This is a genomic window from Herbaspirillum sp. WKF16, from assembly GCF_028993615.1.
Classification (GTDB): Bacteria; Pseudomonadota; Gammaproteobacteria; order Burkholderiales; family Burkholderiaceae_D; genus Herbaspirillum.
In genome coordinates this window covers 1004536-1019923 of record NZ_CP118632.1, presented here as the reverse complement: position 1 = coordinate 1019923, position 15388 = coordinate 1004536, and the positions used below count along the sequence as shown (strand labels likewise).

The following is a 15388-nucleotide window of genomic DNA, read 5'->3' as shown; positions in this document are numbered from 1 at the left end:
CTTGTCGAGGGGCCCGGACACAATCCACCGGTCCGGACTCCGTAATTTACCATGCGCCGGAGCCGTAACCGGTTTCGTTATCACAAAGACAATTCCAGGCCGCCCCGCCCCGGCCTCAGAAACCTTCCAGCACCACCTTGCCGCGGGCGCGGCTGGTCTCGATCAGGGCGTGCGCGCGACGCAGGTTCGCGGCATTGATGCGGCCGAAGTTCTCGCCCACGGTGGTGCGCAGCACGCCCTGGTCGATCAGCGCCGAGACGCGTTGCAGCAGCTCGTGCTGGCGGATCATGTCGGGCGTCTCGAACATCGAGCGGGTGAACATCAGCTCCCAGTGCAGCGAGATGCTCTTGCGCTTCAGGGGCACTGCGTCCAGCGTGGCCGGGTCGTCGATCAGCGCCAGTTGGCCCTGCGGCGCCAGCGCCTCGACGATCTGGGCGTAGTGCTGGTCGGTGTGGGTCAGGCTGATGACGATGTCGACATTGGCATGGCCGATCTTCTGCAGCTGTTCGGCCAGCGGCTGGCTGTGGTCGATCACGTGGTGCGCGCCCAGCTCGCTGACCCATTGCCGGGTCTCCTGGCGCGAGGCGGTGCCGATCACGGTCAGGCGGGTCAGCTTGCGCGCCAGCTGGGTCAGCATCGAGCCCACGCCGCCGGCCGCGCCGATGATCAGCAGGCTCTTGCCCTCGCCGCCGTTCTCCGGCACGGCCACGCGGTCGAACAGCAACTCCCAGGCGGTGATCGCGGTCAGCGGGATGGCGGCGGCATCGGCATGGCCCAGGCTCTTGGGCTTGGCGCCGACGATGCGTTCGTCGACCAGGTGCAGCTCGCTGTTGGAGCCGGGGCGGGTGATCGAGCCGGCATAGAACACCTCGTCGCCGGCCTTGAACAGGCTGACCTCGGCGCCCACCGCGCGCACCACGCCGGAGGCATCCCAGCCCAGCACGCGCGGCTGCTTGACCGGGGAGCCGGCGCGGATCTTGGTATCGACCGGATTGACCGAGACCGCCTTGACCTCGACCAGCAGGTCGCGCGGGCCGGGCGTGGGCTGCGGCAGCTCGGTATCGCTCAGGGCGTTGGCGTCGGTGATGGGCAGGCCGTGCTGCGTGTAGACTATCGCTTTCATGGGATTTCCTTTTCCGAAGTTAAAGTGGACCTGGACGACGCTTGCCTTGCATGACAGCTCGCCCTTGCCATCGATATTAGGGAAGCGGCGGCCGCCCGAACAGCGGTCTTTTCAATCAAGACTTTCACTCCAGGTGTGAAAATGGTCCGCCTAGAAGACCTCCATCTCTTTCTCCGCTCGGCCGCGCTGGGCAGCTTCTCCCAGGCCGCGCGCGAGGCCGACCTGCTGCCCGGCCAGGTCAGCGCGGCGATCCAGCGGCTGGAGCGCGAACTCGACATCCGCCTGTTCGCCCGCTCCACCCGCAGCCTGCGCCTGACCGAGGAAGGCGAACGCTATCTGCCCTATGCCCAGGAGGCGCTGCAGACCCTGCGCGAGGGCCAGGAAGGCTTGCGCGGCGGCGACGCCGAACTGTCCGGCACGCTGCAGGTGGCCGCGCCCTCCGACCTCGGGCGCAACGTGCTGCTGCCGTGGATTTCGGAATTCCGCCGCGCCAATCCGCAGCTTGACCTGCGCCTGCTGGTCTCGGACCAGGTCACCGATGTCTTTCGCGACCCGGTCGACATCGCCATCCGCTACGGCCGCATGGACGACGCCAGCTTCATCGCCCTGCCGCTGGCGCCGGACAACCGCCGCGTGCTGGTGGCCGCGCCCGCCTACCTGGCGCGCCATGGCGCGCCGCGCACGGCCGACGAGCTCAAGCGTCACGACTGCCTGATCTACCAATTGCAGGGACGGGTCTACGACAAATGGATCTTCCCCGGCGAGGGCGGGCAGACGATACAGGTAGGCGGCCCGCTGGTCACCGACGATGGCGACGTGGTGCGGCGCTGGGCGGTGGCGGGCGAAGGCATCGCCTACAAGTCCTGGCTGGACGTGGGCGCCGACGTGCGCGCGCGGCGCTTGTCCATCGTGCTGCCGCAGCTGCGCGGCGAGGCGGCGCAGCTGCACATGGTGTGCCCGCACCGGCGCCAGTATTCACCGGCGGTGCGCCAGCTGCAGGCGCTGCTGGCGGCGCGCTGCGCGGCGCTCAATGAAGACCTGGAGCGCGAACTGCTGCAGGCGGGCGCCTGAAGCGAGACTTTGAGGCACAATGGCAGACAAGGCGCGCAGTTCTCCGACCCGCCAGTGAACCATTTCCGAGACAAGAATTCCGCCATGCCAATGCAACCAACCCAGGCTCCAGATTCCGGCAAGGGACTGCCGCAAATCATCCGCGATCAGTTGCGCAGCGAGATCCTCAGCGGCAGCATCGCCCCCGGCATCCAGCTGCGCCAGGACGCGCTGGCCGAGCGCTTTCGCACCAGCCGCTTGCCGGTGCGCGAAGCATTGCGCCAGCTCGAATCCGAAGGCCTGGTCACCTACCAGCGCAATCGCGGCGCGGTGGTGGCGGGCATGGACGTGCAGCAGCTGTGCGAACTGATGGACATCCGCATCGCGCTGGAATGCCACGCCGCCAAGATCGCGGTGCCCAACATGGTCCAGCGCGATTTCGCCTATCTGCAGGAGCTGCTGGACCTGTACGAAGCCTCCGATTCGGTGGCCGAGTGGGCCGAATACAATCGCCGCTTCCACCTGGCGCTGTGCGCGCCGGCCAACAACGCCAAGCTGCGCTTGCTGATCGAGGAGTTCTGCCTCAATACCGACCGCTACCTGCACGAGATGATGTCGCTGGCTACCGGCAAGGAAGGCCCGCAGGACGACCACCGGGAGATCCTGGCCGCCTGCCGCGCGCGTGACGCGGCCAGGGTGGCGAGCCTGCTGGAGCGTCACATCCTGGAGACCAAGAACAACCTGCTGGCCAACGACCGCATGAAGGCGGCAAGCGGGGCCGGCGAGGAACGCAGCGCGGCCTGAAGCTGCCTGGAGCGATACCTGAAACGCAAACAGCCGGCAGATGCCGGCTGTTTGCGTTGGAGCACAGGCTCAGGCCCGCCGCGTCTTTTCGAGCAGCTGCGCCTTCACCTCGCGCCACTCCTCATCGATGATGGAGAAGCGCACCGAGTTGCGCTTGCGGCCGTCGGGCATGATGCGCTCATGGCGCACGATGCCCTCCTGCCTGGCGCCGATGCGCAGGATCGCGGCGCGCGAGCGTTCATTGAGCACGTCGGTGGTGAACTGCACGCGCACGCAGGCCAGCTCCTCGAAGGCGTACTGCAGCAACAGGAGCTTGGCCTCGGTGTTGGCGCCGCTGCGCTGGGCCGACAGCGACAGCCAGGTATGGCCGATCTCCAGCTTGCGGTTGGCGCCGTCCATCTTCCAGTAGCGGGTGGTGCCGATGGGCCGGCCCGAGGCGAGCTCGACGATCAGGAAGGCCATCACCTTGCCGGCCGCGCGGCCTTCCAGCGCCGTGGCCAGGTATTGGTCGACGGTGCGTTCGCCCGGCACGACGGTGAGCGTCATGTTCCAGAGCTCGCCGTCGGCGGCGGCTTCCAGCAGGGCGCCGCGGTCGCCGGCGGCGAGCGGCCTGAGCTCGACCAGGCGGCCGGTCAGCACCGGCTGCGGCAAGTCGAATGCGGATGGGGAAGAAGAAGCGGACATGCGGCTTGTAGGGTCGATGATGGCGATGCGCCATCATGCCGCATCGCGCGCGCGGGCACCACAAACAGATGCGCGCGCCGCCGGGCGCAACAGCCTGCGTCCGGCGGCCCTGGCTCAGCGCGGCGGCAGCGCCTTGAGGAAGCTGTCCACCTGCTGCGCGTAGAACCTGGCCATGCCCGTGGTGCCGTGGCCGCGCGTCTCCGCGCTGGCGGGAATGAGCATCAACCGGGCATTCGGCAGGTCTTTCAGCACCGACTGCAGCAAACCGGTTTCAGGCGGGTTGCGCTCGTCGTCGGCGGAGTTGATCGCCAGCACCGGCACCTTGATCTTCGACACACCCGGCATGGCGTTGTAGTCGGCCGAGGATCCCCATTGATAGATGAAGTCATTGGCGTCGGCCGTCACCGGCGCGGCCAGGCGCTCGTCGACCAGCTTGTCGGCCTGGGCATGGGTGCCCGCCATCTGCTGGTAGGCCAGCGTGCCGCCGGTTGTGGCGAAGACGAACATGTTGTTGGCCAGGCGCAGCGAAGGCGGCTGCGCGGTGTAGTTGCCGTTGTTCCAGGCCGGATCCTGGCGGATCGATTCGACCAGCATGCGCCGCATCATCCAGTTGCGGCTGGACATTTCGGTCGGCTGCGAAGCCATCGGCACCAGGCCGTCGGCGAAGCCGGGATAAGTGCCGCCCCACAGCCAGGCCTGCATGCCGCCCATGGAGTTGCCGATGATCAGGCGCAATCGCGTGATGCCCAGCCCCTCGGTCAGCATGCGGTACTGCGCCAGCACCATGTCGGCGTAGTTGTACTGCGGGAAGGCGGCGCGCAGGCCGTCGGAGGGCTTGCTCGACTTGCCCACGCCGATGCCGTCGGGGATGACGATGAAGTATCTGGAGGCGTCCAGCGGCTGGCCGGGGCCGAACATCTGGCCGCCGAAGTCCTTCGAGAGCATGGCCTGCGCGGTCTGGTAGGTGCCGTGCAGCACCAGCACCGCCGGGTTGGCGCGATCGCCGATGGTGACGTAGTGCAGGCGCAGCTTGTCCAGCGACTGGCCGGTGTGGAACACGAAGCTCGGCGCCACCCAGTCGCCCTCGACCGGCGCGGGATGGTCGGCGGCCCGTGCCGGGGCGGCGCAGAGCAGGATGGCGACGGATGAGAGCAGCATGCCGGCGTTGCGCCGGAGACGGGAAATCAGGCTCATTGGAATCCTTCTTGTTGGCGTGACGGTGGATGGGAGGACGGCGGGCATCTATGTAACAACTGTAAGAGAACGTGTTACATCGGTAATTTTTCTCGAATTTTTTCTATTATCGCGGGTCTACGGAACAGCTGCAGGCGCCAGCCGCGCAGTCCCCCACGCCCAGGAACAAGATAAAACGACAGGAAGAACAATCATGAAAACACTGCACAAGATCACGGCCATCTCCCTCGCTGTATTCGTGCTGGCGGCCACCAGCGGCTGCAGCAACATGAGCCGGCGCGACAAGAACACCGCCGTCGGCGCCACCATCGGCGCGGTCGGCGGCGCCATCCTGACCGGCGGCAGCGGCATCGGCACGGCCGGCGGCGCGGCGGTGGGCGGCGTCATCGGACACCAGATCGGCCACTGATCCGCCGTCTTGCCGATGCCATCCACGGGCCGGCCGCGCAAGCGCCGGCCCGTTTGCATTGGCGCCGCCGACGGCGCCGGGCTTACACCGAACGCGTCAGGCCGCCATCGACCTTGATGTTCTGGCCGGTGATGTAGGCGCCTCCCTCGGAGGCGAGGAAGGCAATGGTCGCGGCCACCTCCTCGCTGGTGCCGTAGCGCTGCATCGGCACGCTGGCGCGGCGCTCCTCGCGCGCCGGCAGGCTGTCGATCCAGCCGGGCAGCACGTTGTTGATGCGGATGTTGTCGCGCGCGTAGTTGTCGGAAAAGATCTTGGTGAACGCGGCCAGGCCGGCGCGGAACACCGCCGAGGTCGGGAACATTTCGCTGGGCTCGAAGGCCCAGGCCGAGGAAATATTGATGATGGCGCCGCCGCCCTGCTGCTGCATCAGCGGCGTGACCAGCCGGGTCGGGCGGATCACGTTGAGCAGGTAGGTGTCCATGCCGCGATGCCAGTCGTCGTCGCTGATCTCCAGGATCGGCGCGCGCGGGCCGTGTCCGGCGCTGTTGACCAGCACATCGACGCGCCCCCATTTCTGCACGGCCAGGTCGACCAGCGCCTTGAGGTCGTCCGGCGACTGGTTCGAACCGGTCACGCCGATGCCGCCCAGCTCCTTGGCCAGCGCCTCCCCCTTCCCCGAGGACGACAGGATGGCGACGTGGAAGCCGTCGGCGGCGAGGCGGCGCGCGGCGGCCGCGCCCATGCCGCTGCCGGCGGCGGTGATCAGGGCAACTTTGGTCATGAGAACTCCTTGTCTTCTTGTTGAATGGGCAAAACCGCATTCTAAACAGATGCGCCTGTTCCGTCCCGGCAAGCCCGCGCCCTCCGCCCCGGGCCGCCAATCCTGAAATTTGTATTTGACAAAGCCTCCTCATCGCCGCATTCTGTATACAGAACACGATAATAACAACACAAGATCGCAAGACGCCCAAGGCATGCCGCCGACGGCAATCCAGCCATCAACAGAGGAGACACACCATGCAACTCAGCCCCCAGCAGCTCAAGGACTTCGACGAACTGGGCTACCTGTTCCTGCCCGAGTGCTTCAACGCCGACGAAATCGCGGTGCTGAAACAGGAGGCCGCCAAGGTCCTGGCGCAGCAGCGGCCGGAAATCTGGCGCGAGAAGAACGGCGCCCCGCGCACCGCCTTCGCCGCCCACACCTACAACGACGCCTGCAACATCCTGGCCTCGCATCCGCGCCTGGTCGAGCCGCTGCAGCAGCTGTTCGGCGAGGACGTCTACGTGCACCAGTTCAAGATCAACGCCAAGGCCGCCTTTACCGGCGAAGTCTGGCAATGGCACCAGGACTTCCCGACCTGGCAGGCCGACGACGGCATGCCCGAGGCGCGCGCGATGAACATCGCCGTGTTCCTCGACGAGGTGATGCCGATCAACGGCCCGCTGATGCTGGTGCCGCGTAGCCACAAGGCGGGCGCGCTCAAATCCGAGCACGACCTGGAGACCACCTCCTATCCGCTATGGACGCTGGACCAGCCCACGGTCACCGAGATGGTGGAGAAGAACGGCATCGCCACGCCTACCGGCCGCGCCGGCGGCGTGCTGATGTTCCATGCCAACCTGGTGCACGGCTCGGCCGGCAACATCACGCCCTACCCGCGCCGCATCGTCTACCTGACGCTCAACGCGGTCTCCAACGCGATCGCCAAGCCGACCCGCCCGGAGTTCATCGCGCACCGCGACTTCACCCCGGTCAAGCCCGCGGCCGACGACGCGCTGCTGCGCTACATCGGGCAGCAGGCCGCCTGAGAAGGCTTATACGGCGCTTGCCGCACGGCAGGCGAGATCGGCGAGACGGGCGCATGGCAAATTGTCATGCGCCCGTTGCATTTCCCGGGCATCATCGCGCCCATGCGCGCGCAATCAAGCGCCGGCCGAACCGACAAACGCCCATGGAAATCCTGCACAACATCAACCTCGACTCCCTGCTCGACACCGTCGTCAGCCTCACTGCCGCCTTCATCCTGGGCGGCGCCATCGGCCTGGAACGCCAGTACCGCCAGCGCACCGCCGGCCTGCGCACCAATGTGCTGGTGGCGCTGGGCTCGGCCGTGTTCGTCGACATGGCCAACCGCATGGGCGGCCACGAGGGCGCGGTGCACGTGGTGGCCTATGTGGTGTCGGGCGTGGGTTTCCTGGGCGCCGGCGTGATCATGCGGGAAGAAGGCAACGTGCGCGGCATCAACACCGCGGCCACCCTGTGGGGCTCGGCGGCGGTGGGCGCGGCGGCCGGCGCCGACCTGATCCTGGAGGCGATCGTGGCCACGCTGTTCGTGCTGGCGGCCAATACCCTGCTGCGCCCGGTGGTCAACACCATCAACCGCAAGCCGCTGGACGTGCCGTCGGTGGAAGTCACCAATACCCTGCACCTGGTCGTGGAGAGCGCGCACCAGAAACGCGTGCTGGCCAAGGTGACCGACATGCTGGAACAAAGCCGCTACCCGACCCACGGCCTGGAGGTGCGGCCCTTCGCGGAAGAGGAGGTGGAAATCGAGGCGACCCTGGCGGCCACCTCGGTCGACGGCGACGAGCTCGACGCGCTGGTCGGTCGCCTGCTGGCGCTGCCGGAGGTCAAGCAGGCGTTCTGGAGCCCCAGCACTACCGACTGAAGCGGGCCTGCCGGCAAGCGGAGTATGATGGCGGCTTCGCTTCCTTCCCGCCCACCCCTCGCCTACGCCTGCCGCCATGCATCTCATCGACTGGTCCGCCGTCCTCGCCGTGTTTTCCGTCTACATCACCGGCGTCATCATCCCCGGCCCCAATTTCGTGGCGGTGCTGCACAAGGCCGCCTCCTCCACGCGCCCGGAGGCGCTGGCGCTGGTGGCCGGGATCGTGGTGGTCAACCTGTTCTGGGCCACCTGCGCCATCCTCGGCGTGGGCATCGTGTTCTCCGCCTTCCCCTGGATGGCGCTGGCGGCCAAGGTGCTGGGCGCCGGCTACCTGCTGTGGTTCGGCACCCGCCTGATTGCCCGCGCGCAGCACAAGGCGCCCGGCGCGGCCGACGCCGGCGCCGCCAACGGCCTGCGGGCCTCCTTCGTGCAGGGCTTCCTGACCAATATCGTCAATCCCAAATCGATGGCCTTCTTTGCCGCCGTGTTCGCCTCGGCCGCGCCGGCGCATGTGTCGTGGCCGACCTTCGCGGCCATGCTGTGCGTGGTGCTGATGGTGGCCGGCAGCTGGTACAGCTTCCTGGCGCTGGTGATGTCGCACGGCGGCGTGGCCGCGCGCTACCGCAAGAGCGCGGCGCTGGTGGACCGGCTGTGCGGCGGCCTGATCGTGTTCCTGGGGATTCGCCAGCTGATGCGCTGAGCGGGAGGCGCATGTCGCTCCTTGTCAATGGAATGACCAGAACGCGCGGAGATCCACTCACCACCCCCTGTCGTTCCCGCGAAAGCAGGAACCCAGCGTCGTTGTGGGTACTTCACCTATTCCCCGTTCGGACTGAGTAGCCGCGTAGCGGCGTATCGAAGTCCAGCTCGGCTCTCGTGGGCTTCGGGCAGCTCAGGACAGGCCCTTCGACAGGCTCAGGACAGGCCCTTCGACAGGCTCAGGACAGGCTTCGATACGCCGTTTCACGGCTACTCAGCCCGAACGGAATCCAAGGAGCACATCGAAAGTCGCTGGGTCCCCGCTTTCGCGGGGACGACAGGAAGGAAAGAACTTATGTCGCAAGCGGGTTGAATCACCTCACACCCTGTCGTTCCTGCGAAAGCAGGAACCCAGCGTCGTTCTTGGCACTTCACCTATTCCCGTTCGGACTGAGTAGCCGCGTAGCGGCGTATCGAAGTCCAACGCGGCTCTCGTGGGCTTCGGGCAGCTCAGGACAGGCCCTTCGACAGGCTCAGGACAGGCTTCGATACGCCGTTTCACTGCTACTCAGCCCGAACGGAATCCAAGGAGCACATCGAAAGTCGCTGGGTCCCCGCTTTCGCGGGGACGACAGGTAGTGGAATGGCTCGAACGCACTCTGATCCACTCACCACCTCTCTCTGTCGTTCCTGCGAAAGCAGGAACCCAGCGACGTCAGCCAATGCCGAACCGGCGTTTCAGGGAATCACCGCGCGGCCAATCCATAGCAGCGCGCCGCCGTCCCGCCCCACAATTGCTCCTGCTCGGCCGCCGACAGCCGCGTCGCCGCCCAGTCCCGGACCACCGCCGCCACCTTGGCATAGGAAGCCGCCAGCAGGCACACCGGCCAGTCCGAGCCGAACATCAGGCGCCCGGGGCCGAAGGCGTCCAGCGCCGTGTCCAGGCACAGCGTGATGGTTTCGTAGTCCCTTTGCCGCAGGCCGCGCATCCAGTCGGCCTCGGTCACCAGTCCCGAGAGCTTGCATGCCACGTGCGGCAGCGCGCCCAGCGCTTCCAGCTCGGCCTTCCAGCTTGCATAGGCGGCCTCTCCCTTGCCGAACTCGGTCAGCGCCGGCTTGCCCAGGTGATCCAGCACCAGCCAGTGGCGGTCGTGCCGGGCGCAGAAGGCCTGCACCTCGGGCAACTGGCGCTGGTAGACCAGCACGTCGTAGACGTAGCGCTCGCCCTGCAGCCAGGCCACGCCCTCGTTGAAGGCCGGCTGCGCCAGGAAAGCGGCGACGTCGCGCTCGTCCTGCACCTGGTGGCGAAACCCCAGCAACTTGTCGCGGCCCCACTCGCCTACGCGCTCGGCCAGTTGCGGCGCAGCCAGGTCCTCCCACCCCACCACGCCGGCGATGCGCGCATCGTGCCGCGCCAGTTCCAGCAGGAATCCGGTCTCCTCGCGTCCGGCGCGCGCCTGCACCGCGATCGACGCGTCCAGCCCTTCCGCGCCGAGCATGGGATGCAGCTCGCACGGCAGGCGGTCCTGCGCCAGCAGCTCCATGCCGCGGCCTATCCAAGGGTAGTCTGCCGGGCGATAGCGCCAGAAATGCTGGTGGGAGTCGATGCGTTGCGGTTTCATGATCTGTCCTGCTTGCGGGTGAATGACGGGAGATGAAAAAAGAAGAGGCGCCGTCCCCTGGACGGCGCCGCTCATGCGTTCAGCGATGGAAAGACGCAGACGCCGCGCGCAGGCGGCGCCTCCGCTGCCGGCCTCTTTAGTCGTACAGGGCCGCGGCGACCTTGGGGTCGTCGATGTTGCTCTTGTCGTACCAGTAGTAGCCGGTGTCGATGATCTTCGGCAGCTTCTCGCCCTTGATCGCCTTGACCGCGGCTTCCACGGTCTTGTACCCGATGCCCACCGGGTTCTGGGTGATGGCGCCGGCCATGGTGCCGTCGCGGATCGCGTCCTTCTGCTGCTTGCCGGAGTCGTAGCCGATGACGACGATCTTGCGCTTCATTTCCTTCACGCCGTTGACCACGCCGATGGCCGAGCCTTCATTGGTGCCGAACATGCCCTTGATCTTGGGATAGGCCTGCAGGATGGACTTGGTGACCTCGGTCGACTTCAGGTGGTCGCCGCCGCCGTACTGCACGCTCACCACCTTGATCTTGGGATAGGCCGACTTGATGCGGTCGAGGAAGCCGTCGCGGCGGTCGATCGCCGTGCGGCTGGTCTGGTCGTGGGCGACCACGGCGACTTCGCCTTCCTTGCCGATCAGCTCGGCCATCTTGTCGGCCGCGACCGCCGCGGCGGCCTTGTTGTCGGTGGTGGCGGTGGTGGCCGGGATGTCGCTGTCAACGCCGGAGTCGAAGGCGATCACCGGGATCTTGGCGGCCTGGGCCTTCTTCAGCAGCGGCAGCGCGGCCTTGCTGTCGAGCGCGGCGAAGCCGATCGCCTGCGGCTTCTTGGCCAGGGCGGCCGACAGCATGTCGATCTGCTTGTCGATCATGGCTTCGGTTTCCGGGCCTTCGAAGCTGACCTTGACCTTGTAGTCCTTGGCCGCCTGCTCGGCGCCCGACTTCACGGCCTGCCAGAACTGGTGCTGGAAGCCCTTGGAAATCAGGGGGATATAGACCTCCTGCGCATGGGCGCCGGCGGCGCCGACTGCGAAGGCCACGCCCAGGGCGGCGGCGAGTAGCTTGTTCTTGAACACGTTGAGTCTCCTTTTGTTATCGATGATGGAGTGCCGGTCGCCCGGCGCGGGATGAAATCGTTGCGGCGTCAGGCGCGCCGGCGGCGGCGCAGGATGTCGAGGTAGACGGCCAGGATGATGATCACGCCGGTCACCACCGTCTGCCATTCCTGCGCCACCGACAGGATGCGCAGGCCGTTGACCAGCACGCTCATGATGAAGGCCCCGATGATGGTGCCCAGGATGGTGCCGGTACCGCCCGAAAGCGAGGTGCCGCCGATCACCACGGCGGCGATCGCGTCCAGCTCGTAGCCCTGGCCCAGCGCCGGCTGCGCCGAGTTCAGGCGCGAGGCGATGATCAGGCCGGCGATGCCGCAGATGGCGCCGGAGAAGGTGTACACCGCGACCTTCCAGAAATCGACCTTCACGCCCGACAGGCGCAGCGCCTCCTCGTTGCTGCCCAGCGCGAAGGTGTAGCGGCCGAACACGGTCTTGTTGAGGATCACCGAGGAGGCGATCGCCACCAGGAACAGGATCAGCACCGCGTTGGGAATCGGCAGCGCGGGAACCAGGTCGCCGATCAGCGAATCCTGGGCGATGGACGAGAAGCCCTCGGTGTCGTTGAAGTAGATCGGACGCGTGCCGGAGATCACCAGCGACAGGCCCTTCAACAGCATCATCATGCCCAGCGTGGCGATGAAGGGAGGCACCTTGAGCTTGGCGATCACCATGCCCGAGATCCAGCCCGACAGGGCGCCGAAGAACAGCGCGGCGGCGATGCCCAGCGGCAGCGGCATGCCCCAGTTGGTCAGCACCACGCCGGTCATGACGGCGCAGAAGGTCATCATGGTGCCCACCGAGAGGTCGATGCCGGAGGTGATGATGACGTAGGTGCAGGCGATCGCCAGCACGCCGTTGACCGCGGTGGACTGCAGGATGCTGACCAGATTGTCCACTTCCAGGAAGTTGGGCGAGGCGACGCTGAAGAACACCATCAGCAGCAGCAGGCTGGCAAAGGCCAGCAGCTTCTGGCGCGCGGCCGGGTTGAAGAACCGGGCCCGCAGGCCGGCGTTGGCGGAATTGTCTGGAGTGGCCATGGTGGCGGAGGTGAGCGGTTGGATTGGGTTAGCCATGATCGTCTGGATGCCTTTGATTTATTGAACGACAGCCGACTCGCGCTGGGTCGCGAGCTGCATGATCTTTTCCTGGGTGGCCTCGGCGGCGGAGAGCTCGCCGGTGATGCGCCCTTCGCACATCACCAGGATGCGGTGGCTCATGCGCAGCACCTCGGGCAACTCGGAGGAAATCATCACGATCGCCTTGCCTTGCGCGGCCAGGGCGTCGAGCAGCTTGTAGATCTCGCTCTTGGCGCCGACGTCGATGCCGCGCGTGGGCTCGTCGAAGAACAGGATGTCGCAGTCGCGCAGCAGCCACTTCGCGATCACGATCTTCTGCTGGTTGCCGCCTGACAGCAGGCGCGCCTGCTGCTCCACCGACGGCGTCTTGATCGCCAGCTGGCGCACGTAGCCCTGCGCGGTCGCGCGGATCGCGCGCTCGTTCATGAAGCCGCCGCGGGTGAAGCGCCCCATGCTGGACATGGCGATGTTGGCCTGCACGTCCATGCCGGTAGCCAGGCCGAAATGCTTGCGGTCTTCCGACAGGTAGCCGATGCCGTGGGCGACGGCGTCGGCCGGCGTCTTGATCACGGCGCGCCCGCCGTGGATGAAGATCTCGCCCGCCTCCAGCGGGTCGGCGCCGAAGATGGCGCGCGCCACCTCGGTGCGGCCCGCGCCCATCAGGCCGGCGAAGCCAAGGATCTCGCCGCGCCGCAGCTCAAAGCCGACGTTGCGGATCGTCCGCCCGCGCGCGAGGCCGCGCACCTGCAGCACCACTTCGTTGCCCGAGGTGTCGGGCGGGGTGCGCTGCTCGCCGTCGAGCTGGCGGCCGACCATCATGGAGATGATGGCGTCCATCGAGGTGCCCTGCATCGGCACGGTGGCGATGTACCTGCCGTCGCGCATCACGGTGACGCGGTCGGCGATCTGGCGCAGCTCGTCCATCTTGTGCGAGATGTAGACGATACCCACGCCCTGCGCCTGCAGGTCGCGGATGATGCGGAACAGTTCGGCGATCTCGGCATTGTTGAGCGCGGCGGTCGGCTCGTCCATGATCAGCACGCGCGAATCGAAGGACAGCGCCTTGGCGATCTCCACCATCTGCTGGCGCGCCACGGTCAGGTCGCCGACCGGCGTGCGCGGATCGAGATCCAGCCGCATGCGCTCGAAGATGGCGGCGGCCTGGCGGTTCAATTGCTCCTCGTCGAGAAACAGGCCGAAGGTCTTCTTCGGCTCGCGGCCGATGAAGATGTTCTGCGCGGCAGAGAGGTGGTTCATCAGGTTCAGCTCCTGATGGATGATGCCGATGCCCAGCGCCTGCGCGGCGCGCGGCTCGGATATCTCCACCGGCCGGCCGTCGAGCAGGATCTCGCCCTCGTCCTTCTGGTACACGCCGGAGAGGATCTTCATCAGCGTCGACTTGCCGGCGCCGTTCTCGCCCATCAGCGCGTGCACCTCGCCGGCGGCCAGGTCGAACTGGCAGTTGTCCAGCGCCAGCACGCCGGGGAAGCGCTTGCTGACGTTGCGTAGCGCGATCAGCGGCGGCCGGCCCGTGTTGTTTGTCTCTTGGTCTTGTTGCATGCTCACCTCGGATGCATTGCGGCGCTTCTGGGTCGCCGTCGGTTTGTTATTTCTTGTCTTTACGCCACGCACTCGAACTTCATGCGGTTCAAGCTCTATCTTCGTTGTCGTCCTGACGAAGGTCTGGACCCAGCGTCGTTCAACGGCCATCGAAACGCAACCAACGCCACTAGGTTCGGGCCTGCGCCGGAACGACACGGAAGAAGTGACTGAAGCCGACAACGCGTCAAACCACCTCTTCCGCGTCAGTGCATCACTCAGCCCTGCACGGAAAGATCAAAGATCTTGTCCATCGTCACCCACTTCTCCCCCGCCGGCGTCCATGGCGTCGGCGCCTGGAAGCGCCACATCAGTTCTTCCCACTCGCGCACCTTGGGATCGCTTTCCATGGCGGCGGCCATCGCGGCGGCGTCATACACCGCATCGTCGGTCTCCATCACCATCGCCATGCGCGTGCCCAGGCGGTAGATCTCCATGCCGCTCACGCCGTGGCGCTTGAGGTGCTGCGCGATCTCCGGCCAGATGCGGCGGTGGTGCTGTTCATACTGGGCGATCAGGGCGGGATCGTCTTTCAGGTCGAGTGCCAGCAGATGTCTCATGCTCAGCTCAGCGCGCGGTCGAGATGCGTATAGCCGCCATCGACGAAGATCCACTGCCCGGTGGTGTGCGAGGAACGCCCCGAGAGCAGGAACACGGCCATGCCGGCCATCTCCTCCGAGGTGGTGAAGCGCTTGCCCAGCGGGATCTTGCTGGTGATGGCGTCGAGCTTCTCCTGCGGGTTGTCGAAGGTGGCGATCCACTTCTCGTAGAGCGGCGTCATCACCTCGGCCGGGATCAGCGCATTCACGCGCACGCCGTCGTCAAGCAGCGCCGCCGCCCACTCGCGCGTCAGCGAAAGCTGCGCACCCTTGGAGGCGCAATAGCCGCTGGTGTTGCCCTGGCCGGTGACGGCGGTCTTGGATGAGACGTTGAGGATGGCGCCGCGCGTGGCCTTGAGGTGCGGCACGCAGTAGTGCGCCATCGTGTAGTAATGGATGAGGTTGCGCTCCAGCGAGCCGACGAAGGCATCGCGCCCGGCGTCCAGGCCGATGCTGTCGTTCACGCCGGCGTTGTTGACCAGGCCGTCCAGGCGACCGAAGCGCGCCACCGTCTCGGCCACGGCGGCGCCGCATCGGGCCTCGTCCTGCAGCTCCAACTGGAACAGCGCGGCGCGCGGCTGCAGCTGCAACAGCCGCGACCAGAACTGCGGCTCGGGCTCGCTGCGCGCGAACACCACCGGAATGGCGCCTTCGGCCGCCAGTTGCTGGGTGATTGCGCCGCCGATGCCGGAGGCGCCGCCGGTCACGATCACCACTTTGTCTTGCAGGTTCAAATCCACGTCTGT

General features: G+C 66.6%; 16 protein-coding genes. 6 read left to right on the top strand and 10 right to left on the bottom strand.

Features of this window, described 5'->3' with window-relative positions:
• Nucleotides 1-115: 115 nt before the first annotated feature.
• Nucleotides 116-1123, bottom strand: coding sequence for a zinc-binding alcohol dehydrogenase family protein (locus Herbaro_RS04545; RefSeq protein ID WP_275012653.1), 1008 nt, complete (start codon nucleotides 1121-1123; stop codon nucleotides 116-118).
• A gap of 141 nt (nucleotides 1124-1264) precedes the next feature.
• Between Herbaro_RS04545 and Herbaro_RS04540 the strand changes: the two genes are divergently transcribed.
• On the top strand, nucleotides 1265-2194 hold the full coding sequence (locus Herbaro_RS04540) for a LysR family transcriptional regulator (RefSeq protein ID WP_275012652.1): 930 nt from the start codon (nucleotides 1265-1267) through the stop codon (nucleotides 2192-2194).
• An 84-nt stretch (nucleotides 2195-2278) separates the two neighbouring features.
• Complete coding sequence (locus Herbaro_RS04535; protein WP_275012651.1) at nucleotides 2279-2977, top strand: GntR family transcriptional regulator; 699 nt, start codon at nucleotides 2279-2281, stop codon at nucleotides 2975-2977.
• 69 nt (nucleotides 2978-3046) lie between these two features.
• Here the strand turns inward: Herbaro_RS04535 and Herbaro_RS04530 are convergent, their stop codons facing one another.
• Both Herbaro_RS04530 and Herbaro_RS04525 read right to left on the bottom strand, forming a co-directional pair.
• Nucleotides 3047-3661 carry a GNAT family N-acetyltransferase gene (locus Herbaro_RS04530; protein WP_275012650.1) on the bottom strand — a complete coding sequence of 205 codons (615 nt, stop codon included), beginning with the start codon at nucleotides 3659-3661 and terminating at the stop codon, nucleotides 3047-3049.
• A gap of 114 nt (nucleotides 3662-3775) precedes the next feature.
• Nucleotides 3776-4855 carry an alpha/beta fold hydrolase gene (locus Herbaro_RS04525; protein ID WP_275012649.1) on the bottom strand — a complete coding sequence of 360 codons (1080 nt, stop codon included), beginning with the start codon at nucleotides 4853-4855 and terminating at the stop codon, nucleotides 3776-3778.
• Nucleotides 4856-5048: 193 nt separating this feature from the next.
• Between Herbaro_RS04525 and Herbaro_RS04520 the strand changes: the two genes are divergently transcribed.
• Nucleotides 5049-5264 carry a YMGG-like glycine zipper-containing protein gene (locus Herbaro_RS04520; protein WP_275012648.1) on the top strand — a complete coding sequence of 72 codons (216 nt, stop codon included), beginning with the start codon at nucleotides 5049-5051 and terminating at the stop codon, nucleotides 5262-5264.
• An 82-nt stretch (nucleotides 5265-5346) separates the two neighbouring features.
• Here Herbaro_RS04520 and Herbaro_RS04515 read toward each other — a convergent pair whose 3' ends face one another.
• Complete coding sequence (locus tag Herbaro_RS04515; protein WP_275012647.1) at nucleotides 5347-6045, bottom strand: SDR family oxidoreductase; 699 nt, start codon at nucleotides 6043-6045, stop codon at nucleotides 5347-5349.
• A gap of 236 nt (nucleotides 6046-6281) precedes the next feature.
• Here Herbaro_RS04515 and Herbaro_RS04510 point away from each other — a divergent pair, with 236 nt between their 5' ends.
• The 3 genes from Herbaro_RS04510 to Herbaro_RS04500 all read left to right on the top strand — a co-directional run bounded on the left by Herbaro_RS04510 (nucleotide 6282) and on the right by Herbaro_RS04500 (nucleotide 8633).
• Nucleotides 6282-7073 carry a phytanoyl-CoA dioxygenase family protein gene (locus Herbaro_RS04510; protein WP_275012646.1) on the top strand — a complete coding sequence of 264 codons (792 nt, stop codon included), beginning with the start codon at nucleotides 6282-6284 and terminating at the stop codon, nucleotides 7071-7073.
• Nucleotides 7074-7216: 143 nt separating this feature from the next.
• Entirely contained in the window at nucleotides 7217-7933 is a 717-nt protein-coding gene (locus Herbaro_RS04505) for an MgtC/SapB family protein (RefSeq protein WP_275012645.1), read from the top strand.
• Nucleotides 7934-8009: 76 nt separating this feature from the next.
• The gene (locus tag Herbaro_RS04500) at nucleotides 8010-8633 is read left to right on the top strand and encodes a LysE family translocator (protein ID WP_275012644.1); all 624 of its coding nucleotides are present in this window, start codon (nucleotides 8010-8012) and stop codon (nucleotides 8631-8633) included.
• Nucleotides 8634-9378: 745 nt separating this feature from the next.
• Here Herbaro_RS04500 and Herbaro_RS04495 read toward each other — a convergent pair.
• The 6 genes from Herbaro_RS04495 to Herbaro_RS04470 form a co-directional block, all read right to left on the bottom strand.
• Entirely contained in the window at nucleotides 9379-10254 is an 876-nt protein-coding gene (locus tag Herbaro_RS04495) for an L-fucono-1,5-lactonase (RefSeq protein ID WP_275012643.1), read from the bottom strand.
• Between the two features lie 136 nt (nucleotides 10255-10390).
• Nucleotides 10391-11329, bottom strand: a complete 939-nt coding sequence (locus Herbaro_RS04490; RefSeq protein ID WP_275012642.1) for an ABC transporter substrate-binding protein — start codon at nucleotides 11327-11329, stop codon at nucleotides 10391-10393.
• Between the two features lie 68 nt (nucleotides 11330-11397).
• Nucleotides 11398-12441 carry an ABC transporter permease gene (locus tag Herbaro_RS04485; RefSeq protein ID WP_275012641.1) on the bottom strand — a complete coding sequence of 348 codons (1044 nt, stop codon included), beginning with the start codon at nucleotides 12439-12441 and terminating at the stop codon, nucleotides 11398-11400.
• A gap of 21 nt (nucleotides 12442-12462) precedes the next feature.
• Nucleotides 12463-14004: a sugar ABC transporter ATP-binding protein gene (locus Herbaro_RS04480; protein WP_275012640.1), complete on the bottom strand. Its 1542-nt coding sequence runs from the start codon at nucleotides 14002-14004 to the stop codon at nucleotides 12463-12465.
• Nucleotides 14005-14261: 257 nt separating this feature from the next.
• Nucleotides 14262-14603: an L-rhamnose mutarotase gene (locus Herbaro_RS04475; protein WP_275012639.1), complete on the bottom strand. Its 342-nt coding sequence runs from the start codon at nucleotides 14601-14603 to the stop codon at nucleotides 14262-14264.
• A 2-nt stretch (nucleotides 14604-14605) separates the two neighbouring features.
• Nucleotides 14606-15382, bottom strand: a complete 777-nt coding sequence (locus Herbaro_RS04470; RefSeq protein ID WP_275012638.1) for an SDR family oxidoreductase — start codon at nucleotides 15380-15382, stop codon at nucleotides 14606-14608.
• Between the last annotated feature and the right edge of the window lie 6 nt (nucleotides 15383-15388).